Source organism: Carnobacterium viridans (assembly GCF_900102725.1).
GTDB lineage: Bacteria > Bacillota > Bacilli > Lactobacillales > Carnobacteriaceae > Carnobacterium_B > Carnobacterium_B viridans.
In genome coordinates this window covers 1033390-1049742 of the sequence record NZ_FNJW01000008.1, presented here as the reverse complement: position 1 = coordinate 1049742, position 16353 = coordinate 1033390, and the positions used below count along the sequence as shown (strand labels likewise).

The following is a 16353-nucleotide window of genomic DNA, read 5'->3' as shown; positions in this document are numbered from 1 at the left end:
TACTATGGGAGGCCTGGATATGGAAGCGAATAGACAAGAAACTATAAAACAAGATTATCAGTACTGCGAAGAGATTATTAAACACCATTCCAAAAGTTTTTATTATGCTTTTTCACAGTTACCGAAAGCCAAAGCACAAGCTATCTTTGCCATTTATGCTTTTTGTCGAAAGGCTGATGATAGTGTAGACTTAATTGACACAAAAGAAGAACAACTTTTGGCAGTAGCGAATTTAGAAAAAGAATTGTCTTTATTCGAACAAGGAAATCCTATTGATCACCCCATTTGGCGTGCGTTAACAGATGTTTTTGAACGTTATGACCTATCTGTTGAGCCCTTTTATGATCAATTAATAGGACAAAAAATGGATATAAATTTTGCTGAACCAAAAGATCTATCAGAATTAGAAACCTACAGCTATTATGTTGCTGGATCAGTTGGATTAATGTTGTTGCCTGTTTTGGCTTCAAAATCGCATCAAGACCTCACTCAGTTAGCGATTAATTTAGGAATTGCTATGCAGTTGACAAACATATTAAGAGATATCGGTGAAGATTTTCAAAAAATTGATCGCGTTTATCTGCCAATTGCTGAATTGGCCGCTGAAAACTATACAAAAAAAGACCTAGAACATAAAATAATCAACGCTAATTTTATTCGTATTTGGGAAAAAATAGCTCAACGTGCAGAATATCTGTATGATGACGTTGAAGAGGGCTTTCGCTATTTTGATGAAGATAGTCGATTGCCTGTCAAACTTTCGTCAGCGATTTACCGTGGTCTACTGAATGCTGTACGCAAGAATAAGTATGATTGCTTTACTAAGCGTAATTATGTAACGCCATTAGAAATGCAGCGTATTTACCGATCAATAAAATAAGAATTTGTCCTTGACCAATAAGCTGTATAGCTTTAGTTTAGGACTTTTCTTGTCTATTCGTTATACTAAACTACATAAGGGGTGGGTAAATGATGTCAAACCAAAAGAAAACAGTTATCATTATAGGTGGAGGGCTAGGAGGCCTTTCAGCGGCAATTTCACTAGCGCAAAGTGGATATGCTGTATCGCTTTATGAAAAAAATCATCATCTTGGAGGTAAATTAAATCGATTGGAGCAAGATGGTTTTGGGTTTGATTTAGGTCCGTCCATTTTAACGATGCCACACGTATTCGAAAAGTTATTTACAGGAAGCAATCGCAAAATGGCTGACTACATATCGATTATTCAACTGGACCATCAGTGGAGGTCTTTTTTTCCAGACAATTCGGTTATTGATTTGTACAGCGATTTAGAAAAAATGAGCAACAAAAATAGTGAGTTAAGTGAAAAAGATATGAAAGAATACGCAGAATTTTTAGAGTATGCTAAAAAATTATACGATGCAACTGAAAAAGGGTATTTTGAAAAAGGGTTAGACAAAACAGGAGAAATTTTCCGTGAGCATGGCTTACTTGGTTCGATGAAAGACTTTGATTACTTTTCATCCATGTACGAGGCCATTGAAAAAAGAATCAGTAATCAAAAAGTGCGCGATATGTTGGCTTATTTTATTAAATACGTTGGTTCTTCCCCGTACGATGCACCAGCTGTACTAAATATGATGATTTATATGCAACATGCTCAGGGTGTATGGTATGTTCCAGGAGGTATGCATAAAATCGCTGAAGGGTTAGTTAAACTAGCAACTGAGATAGGTATAGAACTGCATACTGGTCTGGGTGTTACATCCTTTATCAAGGACGAACAAAACCAAATCAGTGCTGTAGAGCTTGCAGATGGCTCTCTAAGAAAAGCCGACTATTATATTTCTAATATGGAAGTTATTCCGGCTTATCAAAAATTACTACATGAGGAACCTGCTTTTATTGAAAAATTAGAAAAACGTTTTGAACCTTCAAGTTCGGGATTGGTGATACATCTTGGAGTGGACAGAGAATATCCGCAACTTGCTCATCATAATTTCTTTTTCTCAGCTGATCCAGCCAATCATTTTGATACCGTCTTCAATCAGCATAAATTACCTGAAGACCCGACTATTTATTTAGTAAATGTGAACAAAACAGATAAAGCTCAATCAAAACCAGGACATGAAAATATTAAAATTTTGCCTCATATTCCCTATATTCAAGAGGAGCCATTCACTCATGAAGAGTATCTTTTACTCCGTGAACGTGTATTGATCAAGTTAGAAAAGATGGGATTGACTGATTTACGGAAGCATATTGTGACAGAAGACCTTTGGACACCAGATGATATTGAAAAAACTTATGGATCTCACAAAGGTTCCATTTACGGAACCGTTTCTAACCGCAAGAAAAATCACGGTTTCAAACATGCTAAACATAGTGAACGATATGACAACCTTTATTTTGTAGGCGGAACTGTAAACCCCGGTGGAGGTATGCCAATGGTTACGATGAGTGGACAACAAGTGAGAGATAAGATCGTTCAAAGGGACCAACAAGATGGTAACTAAAGCTGGCGTTAGCGACAATAAGATAAACTGGTCCATTACTCAACAGCATCAAAAAAATTGTGTAGCGGATAGCGATCAGTTACAGACAGCTGAGCGAAAACGACTTTTAGAGGTTTTGCAGTTGTTGTTAACGGAAAATGAAACCGAATTGCTCACTGCATTATATAAAGATCTAGGAAAATCTGCAGAAGAAGCGTATGCTTCTGAATTGGCAGTTTTGCTTCAAGAAATTGATTTTATGAAACATTGTTTAAACAAATGGCAGAAACCTAAGCATAAACGCCATATTAAATTAAGTTCCGTGAGTAAAACAACAGTTGAACATCATCCTTATGGCTCAATATTGGTTATTAGCCCATGGAATTACCCTTTGCAATTAGCGCTTATGCCTGTAATTGGAGCTCTTGCAGCAGGAAATAGTTGCTTTATCAAACCCTCTGAATTTGCTCCAGAGACAGCCAAGCTTCTAGCGGAGTTAATAAGTGCTTACTTTTCGCCAGATGTTTTGGTGGTTGTGAACGGAGACGCCACAGTGGCTACTGAATTGTTAGAACTACCTTGGGATTTTATTTCTTTTACAGGAAGCAAAAAAGTAGGAAACATCGTGCATCGTGCAGCTGCTAAAAAACAAATCCCTGTTGTGTTGGAGTTAGGTGGTAAAAATCCTTGTATTGTTGATGAGACTAATTTAACAAAAGCAGTGGTACAACGAATCATATGGGGCAAATTCTTAAATGCTGGTCAAAGTTGTATCGCTCCAGATACTGTTTATGTTCATCAAACCGTTTACCAGCAGTTTCTTCAAATGGCAGTGGAACAAATCAAACAGTTTTACGGTCTGCATCCGCTTGAAGAGGAAACGATTGGGCGAATGCCTCATGAAAAACAATTTGAAAAGATAGTCGATTTTTTGAAACAAGGAAGTATTTATTACGGCGGAAAAGTTGACGCTACACAAAAAAGTATTGAGCCAACAGTATTGACAGATATAACAGCGCGCAGTTCAATTCTTTACGAAGAAATATTTGGTCCAGTTTTGCCAGTCATCCCATATACTAACTTGTCAAAATTAGTACATGAACTGAAACGAACGGATGATCCGCTTGTCATATATATTTTCAGTAAAAATAAAAGAACCATTGAGTACGTTAAAACTAAATTACGTTCAGGAGCTTTTAGTCTGAATCAAGTGATTCTACACGCAATCAGTTCAGATAGTTCATTTGGCGGAGTAGGGGCTAGTGGATTTGGACGCTATCATGGCACAGCCAGCTTAGAGACATTTAGTTATGAACGAACAATCTATACTCATCTTTTGCCATTTAACAGCCAAAAACAATATCCACCTTATCAGTCTAATGATTTAAATCTGCTTCGTAAATGGAGACGCTGGTTATTTTAGGAGGAGCAATGATGTTGTTCATAGTTGTGTTAGTAAGTTTTATTTCAGTGCTCAGTGGCTTTTTAATGCTTTGGAACGTTCCTTTAGCTATTAAATACGCTGGTAAAGTTAGTGTGAAAAAAACAGTTTCGATTATTATTCCTGCGAGAAATGAGGAATATCGGTTGCCTGTATTGCTGGCATCATTAAACCATCAATCATGCCAACCGATAGAAGTCATTGTTGTAGATGATGAGTCTTCTGACCGGACAATCGCTGTTGCTCAACAACAGGGTGCTAAAATTATTAAAAAGAAACAAAGTGATAAATGGACGGGAAAATCAGCTGCTTGTTGGAGTGGGGCAAAGGAAGCAAAAGGAGATTGGTTGTTATTCTTAGATGCAGATACATTCTTTGAAACTAAATTCAGCTTGGAACAGCTATTGATGACTTATCAATCGGTTGGTGCAACTGGCATTCTCTCATTCCAACCCTTTCATGTGATAACAAAACGGTATGAAAATTTATCTGCTGTATTTAATATTATTTTAATGGCCGGGATGAATGTATTTACACCGCTGGGCACTAAAATTGAAACAGCAGGTTCGTTTGGACCTTGTATGCTATGTACAAAAGAGGAGTATCTTATTATTGGAGGACATAAAGCTATTCAAGGAGCTATTATGGATGATCTTGCTCTAGGCGGAAAATTTAGGGAAAACAACTTTCCAGTTCGCTGTTATGGGGGACAGGGATTAATCAAGTTTCAAATGTATCCTGAAGGAATCAAGCAATTGGTCGAAGGATGGACAAAAAGTTTTGGCACAGCGGCTCAGTCTACCCATCCCCTAGTGACAGGATTGATTTCGTTTTGGATTAGCGGAGCATTTTTTACATTCGGTTCTTTACTCGTAGCTTTACTGGCAAATGACACTAGTTTACTGATTATCGCCAGTTTAGTTTGTATAGTTTATGCCGTACAATTCTATTGGCTTGCTCGTCGTTTTGGCCAATTCAGTCTATTAATCTTATTTGGTTACCCGCTATTCTTTTTGTTTTTTATCGTTTTATTTGTTTGGTCGCTCTTTTTGACAAAAGTACTCCACAGAGTTACTTGGAGTGGACGAAAATTGGAGGTTTAGGCCAATGCAACTCATAGAATTTCCAATGGTATGGACCATCATTATTGACAGTTTTGCATGGGCATTTTTTCAAATAAGCATTTCTTTTTTTACGTTGTCTTTACCAGAACGTTATTTTCAAAAGCAAACCTTTATCTATCCAGCAAGAAAGTGGGAAAATGAAGGGCAATTTTGGCAGACACATTTCGATATAAAAAATTGGGCGAAAATTATTCCTGACGGTACAAGAATACTAAAAAAGGGTTTTTATAAAAAAAATCTGCAGCAAAAAGAAGCAAATTATCTTGAAACATTTATACTTGAAACAAAACGAGCTGAACTTACTCACTGGCTTTCCATTCTTCCTTCTGTTCTCTTTTTTTTATGGAATCCTGTATGGCTTGGATGGATCATGGTCATTTATGCGCTACTATTTAATGTACCGATTATTCTTGTGCAACGGTACAATCGTCCACGTTTTGAACGAGTGCTTAATCGCAAGAACACAAGACAATAAAATCCACTCATTCTACTAAAATTAGAATGAGTGGATTTTTTGTTATAGGAAATTTGAAACATACTAGTTGACAATAAACGATTACAGTTGTAAACTAAAAATGTAGAAATGATTACAAATGTAGTCGAAAAGGAGGAACTCTGTATGACGAATAAAATTCAACCAACTATCTCTGATGCTGAATGGGAAATCATGCGAGTAGTTTGGACAAATCATACGGTAACCAGTAAAGAAATTACCGAAATAGTAAAAGAAAAGATGAATTGGAAACAAGCAACCATAAAAACATTGATTGGTCGTTTAGTTGAAAAAGGAATTTTAAAGACCGAAGCGATTGGAAACAAGTATTTGTATAGTCCGGTCATTAGTGAAGAAGAAAGTTTTAAAAGTAAGACAACTAATTTTTTTGATCAGATGTGCAATCGAAAAGTTGGAACAACCCTTGCTGAACTTATCCGTGAAGCCACATTGAGTCATGCAGATGTTCAAATGCTAGAAGAACTCATACAACAAAAAAAAGAAGAAGCTGTTGACAGCGTTCCATGTGACTGTATACCTGGACAATGTGACTGCCAACATAGCCATTCATAAAAAAGGAGTGAATCGAATTGACTGAGAAATCATTTACCATTGAAGGAATGAGTTGTGCATCCTGTGCTCAGACTGTTGAAAAAGCGACTAAGAAATTACCAGGAGTCAAAGAAGCTAGTGTAAATTTAGCTACTGAAAAATGCATATACAATACGATGAAGCAATTCTGACAGATAAAGATATCCAAGAAGCCGTAAATCAATCAGGATACAAAGCTGTAACGGATACAAAACAGAAAACTTTTGTAATTGAAGGGATGACTTGTGCATCCTGTGCTCAAACAATTGAAAAAGCAACTGGTAAATTACAAGGAGTAGCGAATGTGAGTGTGAATTTAGCTACTGAAAAAATGAGTATCCAATATGATCCAGATCAATTAGGAGTAGCGCGGATATTACAAATGCCGTAAAAGAATCTGGTTATGAAGCTCATGAAGAAATTGAATCAGCCGATGCGCTAGACATGGATCGTGAAAAAAAAGCACAACACATAAAAGAGATGTGGCAGCGGTTTTGGATTTCAGCTGTTTTTACGGTCCCCTTAGTGTATATCTCAATGGGCCATATGTTAGGAATGCCATTACCTGAAGTGATTGATCCTATGATGCATGCTGGCACTTTTTCTTTTACTCAACTGATTTTGACTTTACCAGTTGTCGTTCTCGGGAGAGAATTTTTTAAAGTCGGATTCAAAGCTTTATTCAAAGGGCATCCCAATATGGATTCGCTTGTTGCTTTAGGAACGAGTGCTGCATTTGTATACAGCTTAGCTGCAACTATAGGCATATGGATGGGAAATGTTGGCTTAGCTATGGATCTTTATTATGAATCTGCGGCAGTTATTTTGACGTTGATCACACTTGGGAAATACTTTGAAGCTCTTTCAAAAGGGAAAACTTCTGAAGCAATTAAAAAACTAATGGGTCTTGCTCCAAAAGAAGCTAGACTGATGCGAAATGGACAAGAGGTAGAAGTAGCAGTCGACGAAGTACAAGTAGATGATTTGATTATCGTGAAACCAGGTGAAAAAATGCCCGTCGATGGAGTAGTGGTCGAAGGCATGACGTCAGTTGATGAAGCTATGTTGACTGGAGAAAGTATACCCGTTGAAAAAACTACTGGCGATGCGATAATTGGAGCAAGTATCAATAAAAATGGAACAATTCAATACAAAGCTACAAAAGTTGGTAAAGATACAGCCTTATCTCAAATCATTAAGTTGGTTGAAGATGCGCAAGGTTCAAAAGCTCCTATCGCAAAACTCGCCGATATCATTTCTGGATACTTTGTCCCAATTGTTATCGTATTAGCTATTCTATCAGGAATAGCTTGGTATCTAGCTGGAGAATCAGGAGTATTTTCTCTGACAATCGCAATTTCGGTATTGGTTATTGCCTGTCCGTGTGCGCTAGGATTAGCGACACCTACTGCTATCATGGTCGGTACTGGAAAAGGAGCCGAATATGGCGTTTTAATTAAAAGTGGCGGGGCACTAGAAAAAACACATAAAATTGACACGATTATTTTTGATAAAACGGGCACACTGACTGAAGGAAAACCTGAAGTAACAGATATTGTAACCGTTAGTGAATTATCAGAAGAGAAATTATTGATTCTTGCAGCCTCTGCTGAAAAAGGTTCTGAACATCCGTTGGGAGAAGCAATTGTTCACGGGGCAGAAAATAAAAAATTGACCCTTCTTAAAACGCAAACATTTAATGCTTTGCCTGGACATGGAATTGAAGTAACAATAGAGAATCAATCTCTCTTATTAGGAAATAAAAAATTAATGATCGACCGCGGTATCTCACTCGATGCAGTAGAGTCCATTTCCAATACGTTAGCAAGCGAAGGTAAAACCCCAATGTATATTGCTAAAGATGGTCAAATGGCGGGAATGATTGCCGTTGCAGATACAGTAAAAGCGAATAGCTTGAATGCCATTGAAAAATTGCATAAGATGGGATTAGAGGTAGCCATGATTACTGGTGACAATAAACGGACTGCTGAAGCTATTGCGAAACAAGTAGGGATTGACCGTGTGTTAAGCGAAGTGTTACCGGAACAAAAAGCAAGCGAGGTAAAAAAATTACAAGCTGAAGGAAAAACAGTCGCTATGGTGGGTGATGGTATCAATGATGCTCCTGCTTTAGCCCAAGCTGATATTGGTATTGCCATTGGAACAGGTACAGATGTGGCTATGGAATCTGCAGACATTGTACTGATGAGAAGTGATTTGATGGATGTACCGACAGCCGTGGAACTGAGTAAAGCAACCATCAAAAATATCAAAGAAAACCTATTTTGGGCATTTGGGTACAATGTTTTAGGTATTCCTATTGCTATGGGACTACTCCACATTTTTGGAGGTCCATTGTTAAACCCGATGTTGGCTGGGGCAGCAATGAGTTCCAGTTCAGTATCCGTATTGATCAATGCACTGCGTTTAAAGAGATTCAAACCCTAGGTTAAAAAGAATAAAGTGAAACTATAATTATTGAAACGGAGTGATAAGAAATGAAAAAAGAATTAACGATAGAAGGCATGAAATGTGAAGGTTGTGCCAGTACAGTAGTTGAAAAATTTCAATCAGTTGAAGGCGTTGAACGTGTAGTTGTTGATTTAGAGACGAAACAAGCGATTGTTGAAAGTTCAAATGAAATTGATGAAACAGTTTTTGACCAAGCATTAAGCGATACAAATTATACGATAACGAGTAGTAACTAAAGACCCTATAATGTTTAATGTTGGCAGATTGAAACCTCGCTTTTCTATGGAAGAGTGAGGTTTTTTTGTTCACTTTTACGTGAAACCAACTTTGATGGACAAGTGAGACGCTTTTTTTGTTTCACTTGTCCATCAAGAGGCCTCTCATGGATGAGTGAAGACAGTTTTCCGCTCCACTCTTCCATCAAGAGGTGTTTATTGGAAGAGTGGAGCCCCTCCTAATCAGAAAAGAAAGAATAAATGAATCAACTTGCTAGATAAACCAAAGAAGAGTATCCTTTTAAGTAATAAATTAGGGGGAATGAAGATGGGAATCGATAACGAATTGTTAACAGAGTTTAAAGCACGGTTTGATGCAAATAGTACAAATCAGGTGATTAAAGGAGCCATAGCAAAAGTTGGTATTGATGACGCTTCTTTAGATAATAATGTTTTAAGAAGACATCCTTTTGAGTTCTCAAACGAAACCAAACGTGGCGCAATAACAAATCAACAATCCAGTGGCCGCTGTTGGATGTTTGCAGCTTTAAATACGGCTCGTGTAGATACAATGGAGAAATTAGATATGGATAGTTTTGAGTTTTCACAAAATTATACGTTATTTTGGGATAAACTCGAAAAAGCCAATTATTTCTTAGACAGTATTTTAGAAACACTAGACGAACCGCAAAATTCTAGAATCGTTTCTCATCTATTGATGGATCCAGTTCAAGATGGCGGACAATGGGATATGTTTTCTGGATTATTAGAAAAATACGGTGCGGTTCCTAAATCTGTTATGCCCGAAACGTTTCATTCTTCTAATACAAGAAAATTAAACTCAGTACTAACCTCTAAACTTAGAGAATTTGCTTGTCAATTACGTGAAGATCATAAAGCGGGATCTTCACTAAACGAATTAACAGAGAATAAGGAAACGATGTTGTATTTCATTTATACTGTGCTAGTAAAAGCATTGGGCGAAGTTCCTGAGTCATTTACGTACACCTATCGCAACAAAGAGGGTGAATACTGCCGTATCAATGAAATCACTCCACAAAACTTTTTTAAAGAATACGTCGGTTGGGATTTAACAAGTTTAGTCAGCTTGCTAAATGCACCAACCGAAGATAAACCATTTGGAAGAGCCTACACTGTGAAGTATTTAGGTACCGTTAAAGAAGCAAAACCGATTCAATACATCAATGTTCCAATCCAAGTACTAAAAGAAGCTGCTGTTGCTTCAATTAAAGACGCTCAACCAGTCTGGTTTGGCTGTGATGTGGGCAAAATGTTGGTAAGAGATAGTGGAATAATGGATGAGCACAGTTACAATTATGAATTGACACTAGGTGAGGGTAGCGGATTAACAAAAGCGCAACGCTTAGATTATAGCGATAGCTTATTGACTCATGCAATGGTATTTGTGGGAGTAGATTTAGACGAACAAGGTCAGCCGCTAACGTGGAAAGTTGAAAACAGTTGGGGAGAAAAATCAGGTAAAAAGGGAATTTATTCTATGAGTGATAAATGGTTTGAAGAATTTAACTATCAAATTGCAGTAGATAAAAAATATATTCCTGAAAAATGGTTGAAAGCTTTAGAACAGCCTGTTATCGCATTAGAACCCTGGGATCCAATGGGTGCTTTAGCTTTGGTAAAATAAAAATAAAGAGCAAGGGTTTGAAGAAAAGAAACTTCAGACCCTTGTTTTTTGCTTTGTAGCAAAATAAAACATGCTATAATCTACAGTAGAAAAGAAAAAATGAGGAGTGATTTTGGTGGCAAGAGAAAAGAAATTTTCAACAGATGATATTTATTTGCAGACACATAATCTTCTGATAAAAGAAGGTTATGAAAAATTTTCGTTTAGTTTGCTAGCCAAATCATTAAAAGTTTCAAGAGCGGCTATTTATAAATACTATACGAATAAGGATGAACTTATTAGTGATTACTTAGTAGGACAGATGAAACAAATGATGGAAGAGTTCAATCAAATAAACTGGTCTTTGGACTATTCAGATCGATTTGATCAATTATTCGAGTTGATTTTTAAGTATCGAGAAGCACATTTGATTTCAAATGCTCTTCCACATGACAAAATGATTATCAGTACTGAAAAACAAAAACAAAAAGAAACTGTTTCTGGAGAGGTCCATGGACAATTTTTTAACTATATTCAACAATTTATCCAGACTGGTAAAACAAATGGTCACATAAAAAAAGACATACCCGATAGTTTAATTGTGGGTATTATTTTTCATAGCATTAACATACCCGATCGTTCTAATTTAAGTTCCCAAGAAAGGGCTTATTTTATCAAGATGATCATTAAAAATGGTGTTTTTGACATTTCAAAGTGACACTAGTGTCACTTTGTTGTATACTACTCTTTGTAAAGATAAGTACTTAAAGAAATGGGGTAGGATAAATGTTTTTAGCACTGAAGGAACTAAAACACTCCAAAGGAAGATTTATTATGATTGGTTTAATTATAGTATTTATTTCGTGGCTTGTGTTTGTATTATCTGGTCTTGGAACAGGGTTATCTGATTTAGCAACTTCGACGTTGAAATATTCGAAGGCAGATTACATTGTTTTTGAAAAGGAAACGGATTTTAGCTTTTCCAAGTCAATTCTTTCTGAAAATTTGGAGGAACAATTGTTAGACGAAAAAGGAGTGGAGGCTGTCGCTTCAATGGGAACGGTTTCGGCTTCTATACGTTCTGCTTCCAGTGATGAAGAGAATGCAACAAAGACGGATGTCCTTATAGCGGGTATTCAGCCTGGATCATTTATGGAGCCCGCTGTCAGTTCTGGAAAAGCACTAATAAACAGCAATTCAAATGGCGTAATTGTAGATGAGTCGCTGAAAGAAGACGGTTTTTCCTTAGGTGATCAGTTAGCAATCAATGGATCTAATGAAGAAGTGGAGATTATTGGTTTTGTCCAAAATGAAACTTTAAATCATCAGCCGGTTATTTTTGCACAGTTGGATAAATTTCGTGCCATTAAGTATGCTGCACCTGGCTCAGATAATGGTATAGAAAATCCAGTTAACGGCATTTTACTTCAAGGAACGGATGTAGATGTGGAAGCAGTAACTGAAACAATTGACGGGGTTGAGATAGGGACAAAAGATGAGGCTGTAAATGCAGTTCCTGGGTATACAGCTGAAAATGGCACAATCATGATGATGCTGTGGTTTTTAATTATTATTTCAGCTTTTATTATTGGGGTGTTCTTTTATGTTTTAACCAATCAAAAAACGCAGCAATTCGGTGTGTTAAAAGCCATTGGAGGAAGCAACGGATTTGTTATTAAAACAGTTATCTCACAAGTATTCGTTTTATCAGCTGTCAGTATTTTAGTAGGAATTGGGCTGACATATCTTACTGCTGCAGTATTACCAGAGGGTATGCCGTTTAACTTAAAACTCCCTATGGTCATCATTTATAGTATCGTTTTACTAGCGATAAGTGTCTTAAGTTCGCTATTTTCTGTGATCAAGATTTCTAAAATTGATCCTTTAACAGCATTAGGGAGGTTGGAATAATGTCTGGTATTCAATTGAAAAATGTCACAAAACGTTATCAAGATAGTGAAAATGAAACAATTGCTTTGAATCAGGTTTCAATGACTGTGGATAAAGGAGAGTTTGTAGCTATTATTGGACCATCTGGTTCAGGAAAGAGTACCTTTTTAGCAATTGCAGGAGCTTTATTGAAACCTTCTGAAGGAGAAGTATTTATTAAAGATAGAGCAATATCCTCTTTGAATGAAAAAGAGTTAGCACAAGTTCGTTTGGAACAAATTGGTTTTATACTACAAACGTCAAATTTGATTCCGTATTTGACTGTACTAGATCAATTATTAGTTGTCGTAAAAATGAAAGGTTCCATTACTGAAGAGATGAAAAAAATAGCAAGAGAACTCTTAACTGATTTAGGATTAGACAATAAACTGGGGAAATTTCCAGATAAGTTATCTGGCGGTGAAAGGCAGCGTGTAGCAATTGCGCGTTCCTTTATGAATGGTCCTGACGTTATTTTAGCAGATGAGCCTACAGCTAATTTAGATACTGCACGTGCTCATGAAGTCGTCCAGTTGATTGCAAAAGAAGTGAAATCTCGTAATAAAGCTGCTATTATGGTTACTCATGATGAACGCATGCTGAAATATTGTGACCGCGTTTATCGAATTGAAGATGGTGTACTTAAAGAAGAAAAAACTATACAATCCGTAAACTAATTCTTAATAAAATAGCCATTGGCTGGTATAGATTCGGTAATTGCCGAATTTGTATCAGCTGTTTTTTTATAGCTTAATAAGTAAGAAGACTGATTCTATTTCTAACTATTTTTTTAATTAAAAAAATAGTTAGAAATAGAAAAATGTGGTAGGATAGTGAAGGAAGAATTTATGAAAAAAGTAAATTCTTTTTTTATTTTATAAAAGGAGTGGAAAAAGATGAAAAGAATCAAATTAGGATTAGTAACAAAATTGCTAATAGCCATTATTTTAGGTATTATTTTTGGACAATTGGCTTTTTTGCCGAATTTCATTATTCAAATACCCGTTACGATTTCTGCTCTATTTAGTAGTTTACTAAGTTTTATTATCCCATTGATGATCATTGGTTTTGTGGTAGTGGGTATTGCAGATCTTACACAAGGAGCAGGAAAGCTGTTGGGAATAACCACATTGATGGCCTATTCTTCAACCTTAATTGCTGGTTTTATTGCTTATTTTATAGCTGTGAATGTCTTTCCACTATTTATTGATAGTGGATTAAGTGCTGAAGGTATCGGTGAAAAATCCAGCCTTGACCCACTATTTTCCATTCCTATAGAGCCTATTATGGATGTGACTTCAGCCATTGTTTTTTCCTTCATGATCGGGATTTGTATCTCTTGGTTAAGAGGACAAGGTAAAGGAGACACTATGTACAACTTTTTTAGTGAATTTAGTTTGATTATCAGTAAACTACTTAATTCGCTAATTATTCCAGGATTGCCAATTTTTATATTTGGTAATTTTGCAAATTTGAGTTATACAGGAAGCGTATTTTCAATTCTTTCGGTCTTTTGGAAAGTATTTGTAATTGTGATTGGTTTACAACTCATCCTTGTGTCACTCTTTTTTGTGATTGCTGGACTTTATACAAAGAAAAATCCCTTAATATTAATTAAAAACCAAATTCCTGGTTATATAACAGCAATTGGAACTCAGTCCTCTGCAGCAACTATTCCAGTGAATTTAGAAGTGGCTAAAAAAAATGGTGTATCGGCACAAATTCGCGAATTTGTCATCCCATTATGTGCTACGATTCATTTGTTGGGAAGTATTGTAACAGTTATTTCTTGTGTGACAGCAGTCCTATTAATGTACAATATGCCGGTGCAGTTTGGTATGATGGCAGGATTTATTGCGATGTTGGGTATAGCCATGGTAGCAGCACCTGGAGCACCCGGTGGAGCAATTATGAGTGCTTTACCTTTTATGACAATGGTTGGTATAGATCCTACAGGTGTATTGGGAAATCTTTTGATAACATTGTATTTAACGCAAGATAGTTTTGGGACTGCAGCAAACGTTTCAGGAGATAATGCTATTGCAGTTATCATGGATAAAATTTACTTTAAACACATTTTAAAAAAGAATAATTAAGGATACGAATATGAGAAAAAACGTCTAGCTTAACATTAGCTAAGCGTTTTTTTCTTTTATTAGGAAATAAAAAGAAGAAATCCGTTAATAGATTAAACAATTCTAAAAGGAAATGGTTAAGAAAAATGGTAATATAAGAATAAGAAAACGAGTTTAGGATTAGCTGGAGGGATAATACATATGGATTTTAAAACAGATGTCACGATTGCACAAGAAACGACAATGAAACCAATAGTAGAAATTGCTGAAAAATTAGGAATCAATGACAAAGCGATTGAACAATATGGAAAATATAAAGCTAAAATCAATGAATTAGAATTAACGGATTTAGAAACTAAAAAAGATGGTAAGTTGATCCTTGTAACGGCTATCACGCCAACTCCAGCTGGAGAAGGAAAGACAACGACAGTAGTTGGATTAGGAGATGGGCTTCAAAAAATAGGCAAAAAAGCTGCAGTAGCGCTTAGAGAGCCGTCTTTAGGACCTGTTTTTGGCATGAAAGGTGGAGCAGCAGGAGGCGGATATGCTCAAGTTGTACCCATGGAAGATTTAAACTTGCATTTCACAGGAGATTTCCATGCCATCAGTGCAGCCAATAATTTATTAGCTGCTATGCTGGATAATCATATTCATCATGGAAATGCACTAGCGATTGATACACGAAATATTACATGGAAACGTGTGGTAGACATGAATGATCGACAATTGAGATTTATCGTTGATGGATTAAACGGCCAAACGAACGGTGTTCCACGCGAAGATGGATTTGATATTACGGTAGCTTCAGAAATTATGGCTATCTTATGTTTATCAATGGATATGGAAGAAATGAAAGAAAAGTTAAAACAAATTATTGTAGGCTACAGTGTAGCTGGACAACCGGTTACTGCAGGAGATTTGAAAGCACATGGGGCTATGGCAGCCTTATTAAAAGAAGCGTTAAAGCCAAACTTGGTTCAAACATTGGAACATACACCGGCGTTTGTTCATGGGGGACCATTTGCCAATATCGCTCATGGATGTAACAGCATTAAAGCAACAAAATTAGCTTTAAAATATGCCGATTATGTTGTTACTGAAGCTGGATTTGGTGCTGATTTAGGGGCTGAAAAATTCATGGATATTAAATGCCGTTTATCTGGTTTGGAGCCTGCAGCTGTTGTAGTTGTAGCAACGGTAAGAGCATTAAAAATGCATGGAGGAATGGCTAAAAAAGAATTAAAAGAAGAAAATGTATTAGTTCTTGAAAAAGGTTTGCCTAATTTAATGAAGCACATTGAAAATATGCAAACTGTTTTTAATATGCCAACTGTGGTAGCCATCAATAAATTTCCAACAGATACCGCTAAAGAATTAGCATTAGTGAAAGAAAAGTGTGAAGAACTCGGAGTAAATGTGGTTTTATCAGATGTTTGGGAAAACGGTGGTAACGGCGGGCAAGATCTAGCTAGAGCAGTTGTTGATGTGGCAGAACAAAAAAGTATGTTAACTTTTGCTTATGAGTTAGAGGATTCGGTGGTAGATAAAATGACTAAAGTCGTTCAAAAAGTATATGGGGGTGAAGGAATTGTATTGGCTCCTGGAGTGAAAAAAGAACTTACTCGTCTAGAAGCTCTTGGATTCGGAAACTTACCTATCTGCATGGCAAAGACACAATATTCTTTCTCAGATGACAAGAATAAACTAGGCCGACCGGAAGAGTTTATTGTGACCATTAAAAAAGTAAAAGTTTCTGCTGGAGCAGGATTTATAGTTGTATTAACGGGTGATATTATGACGATGCCAGGATTGCCAAAAATACCGGCAGCCGAATCGATTGACGTGTTAGCGGATGGAAGAATCATTGGATTATTTTAATTTTCTTTAACCATTAAAGAAAGGAGATCATGA

Annotated in this window: 13 protein-coding genes and 1 pseudogene; all 14 read left to right on the top strand. The window is 36.4% G+C overall.

The annotated features are described in order from the left end of the window. The first annotated feature begins 19 nt into the window (after positions 1-19). Positions 20-880 (top strand): phytoene/squalene synthase family protein, encoded by an 861-nt coding sequence (locus tag BLT48_RS06415; RefSeq protein WP_226776579.1) that lies wholly within the window; start codon positions 20-22, stop codon positions 878-880. A gap of 92 nt (positions 881-972) precedes the next feature. Further along, positions 973-2478, top strand: coding sequence for a phytoene desaturase family protein (locus BLT48_RS06410; RefSeq protein WP_089978681.1), 1506 nt, complete (start codon positions 973-975; stop codon positions 2476-2478). Continuing rightward, complete coding sequence (locus BLT48_RS06405; RefSeq protein WP_089976324.1) at positions 2468-3880, top strand: aldehyde dehydrogenase family protein; 1413 nt, start codon at positions 2468-2470, stop codon at positions 3878-3880. Before BLT48_RS06410 ends, BLT48_RS06405 begins: the two co-directional genes overlap by 11 nt. 11 nt (positions 3881-3891) lie before the next feature. Then, positions 3892-5001, top strand: a complete 1110-nt coding sequence (locus tag BLT48_RS06400; RefSeq protein WP_244885808.1) for a glycosyltransferase — start codon at positions 3892-3894, stop codon at positions 4999-5001. A 4-nt stretch (positions 5002-5005) separates the two neighbouring features. Continuing rightward, positions 5006-5497, top strand: coding sequence for a glycosyl-4,4'-diaponeurosporenoate acyltransferase CrtO family protein (locus tag BLT48_RS06395; protein ID WP_244885807.1), 492 nt, complete (start codon positions 5006-5008; stop codon positions 5495-5497). A 144-nt stretch (positions 5498-5641) separates the two neighbouring features. Further along, the gene (locus BLT48_RS06390) at positions 5642-6088 is read left to right on the top strand and encodes a CopY/TcrY family copper transport repressor (protein WP_035020196.1); all 447 of its coding nucleotides are present in this window, start codon (positions 5642-5644) and stop codon (positions 6086-6088) included. 47 nt (positions 6089-6135) lie between these two features. After that, positions 6136-8554, top strand: a pseudogene (locus tag BLT48_RS06385) (heavy metal translocating P-type ATPase). Between the two features lie 50 nt (positions 8555-8604). After that, complete coding sequence (locus tag BLT48_RS06380) at positions 8605-8814, top strand: heavy-metal-associated domain-containing protein (RefSeq protein WP_035020195.1); 210 nt, start codon at positions 8605-8607, stop codon at positions 8812-8814. 307 nt (positions 8815-9121) lie between these two features. Beyond that, positions 9122-10459, top strand: a complete 1338-nt coding sequence (locus BLT48_RS06375; protein ID WP_089976318.1) for a C1 family peptidase — start codon at positions 9122-9124, stop codon at positions 10457-10459. Positions 10460-10574: 115 nt separating this feature from the next. Then, positions 10575-11156 carry a TetR/AcrR family transcriptional regulator gene (locus tag BLT48_RS06370; RefSeq protein WP_089976316.1) on the top strand — a complete coding sequence of 194 codons (582 nt, stop codon included), beginning with the start codon at positions 10575-10577 and terminating at the stop codon, positions 11154-11156. Positions 11157-11272: 116 nt separating this feature from the next. Continuing rightward, positions 11273-12349 (top strand): ABC transporter permease, encoded by a 1077-nt coding sequence (locus BLT48_RS06365; RefSeq protein WP_226776581.1) that lies wholly within the window; start codon positions 11273-11275, stop codon positions 12347-12349. Continuing rightward, positions 12349-13044, top strand: a complete 696-nt coding sequence (locus BLT48_RS06360) for an ABC transporter ATP-binding protein (RefSeq protein WP_035020190.1) — start codon at positions 12349-12351, stop codon at positions 13042-13044. Before BLT48_RS06365 ends, BLT48_RS06360 begins: the two co-directional genes overlap by 1 nt. A 219-nt stretch (positions 13045-13263) precedes the next feature. Then, positions 13264-14463, top strand: a complete 1200-nt coding sequence (locus tag BLT48_RS06355) for a dicarboxylate/amino acid:cation symporter (protein WP_089976314.1) — start codon at positions 13264-13266, stop codon at positions 14461-14463. A gap of 180 nt (positions 14464-14643) precedes the next feature. Continuing rightward, complete coding sequence (locus tag BLT48_RS06350) at positions 14644-16320, top strand: formate--tetrahydrofolate ligase (protein WP_089976311.1); 1677 nt, start codon at positions 14644-14646, stop codon at positions 16318-16320. Positions 16321-16353 lie beyond the last annotated feature (33 nt).

Coding starts and splice junctions, on each gene's coding strand:
- BLT48_RS06360 (WP_035020190.1), top strand. CDS start 12,349: ATGTCTGGTATTCAATTGAAAAATGTCACAAAACGTTATCAAGATAGT.
- BLT48_RS06395 (WP_244885807.1), top strand. CDS start 5,006: ATGCAACTCATAGAATTTCCAATGGTATGGACCATCATTATTGACAGT.
- BLT48_RS06415 (WP_226776579.1), top strand. CDS start 20: ATGGAAGCGAATAGACAAGAAACTATAAAACAAGATTATCAGTACTGC.
- BLT48_RS06405 (WP_089976324.1), top strand. CDS start 2,468: ATGGTAACTAAAGCTGGCGTTAGCGACAATAAGATAAACTGGTCCATT.
- BLT48_RS06350 (WP_089976311.1), top strand. CDS start 14,644: ATGGATTTTAAAACAGATGTCACGATTGCACAAGAAACGACAATGAAA.
- BLT48_RS06375 (WP_089976318.1), top strand. CDS start 9,122: ATGGGAATCGATAACGAATTGTTAACAGAGTTTAAAGCACGGTTTGAT.
- BLT48_RS06390 (WP_035020196.1), top strand. CDS start 5,642: ATGACGAATAAAATTCAACCAACTATCTCTGATGCTGAATGGGAAATC.
- BLT48_RS06365 (WP_226776581.1), top strand. CDS start 11,273: ATGATTGGTTTAATTATAGTATTTATTTCGTGGCTTGTGTTTGTATTA.
- BLT48_RS06400 (WP_244885808.1), top strand. CDS start 3,892: ATGTTGTTCATAGTTGTGTTAGTAAGTTTTATTTCAGTGCTCAGTGGC.
- BLT48_RS06355 (WP_089976314.1), top strand. CDS start 13,264: ATGAAAAGAATCAAATTAGGATTAGTAACAAAATTGCTAATAGCCATT.
- BLT48_RS06410 (WP_089978681.1), top strand. CDS start 973: ATGTCAAACCAAAAGAAAACAGTTATCATTATAGGTGGAGGGCTAGGA.
- BLT48_RS06380 (WP_035020195.1), top strand. CDS start 8,605: ATGAAAAAAGAATTAACGATAGAAGGCATGAAATGTGAAGGTTGTGCC.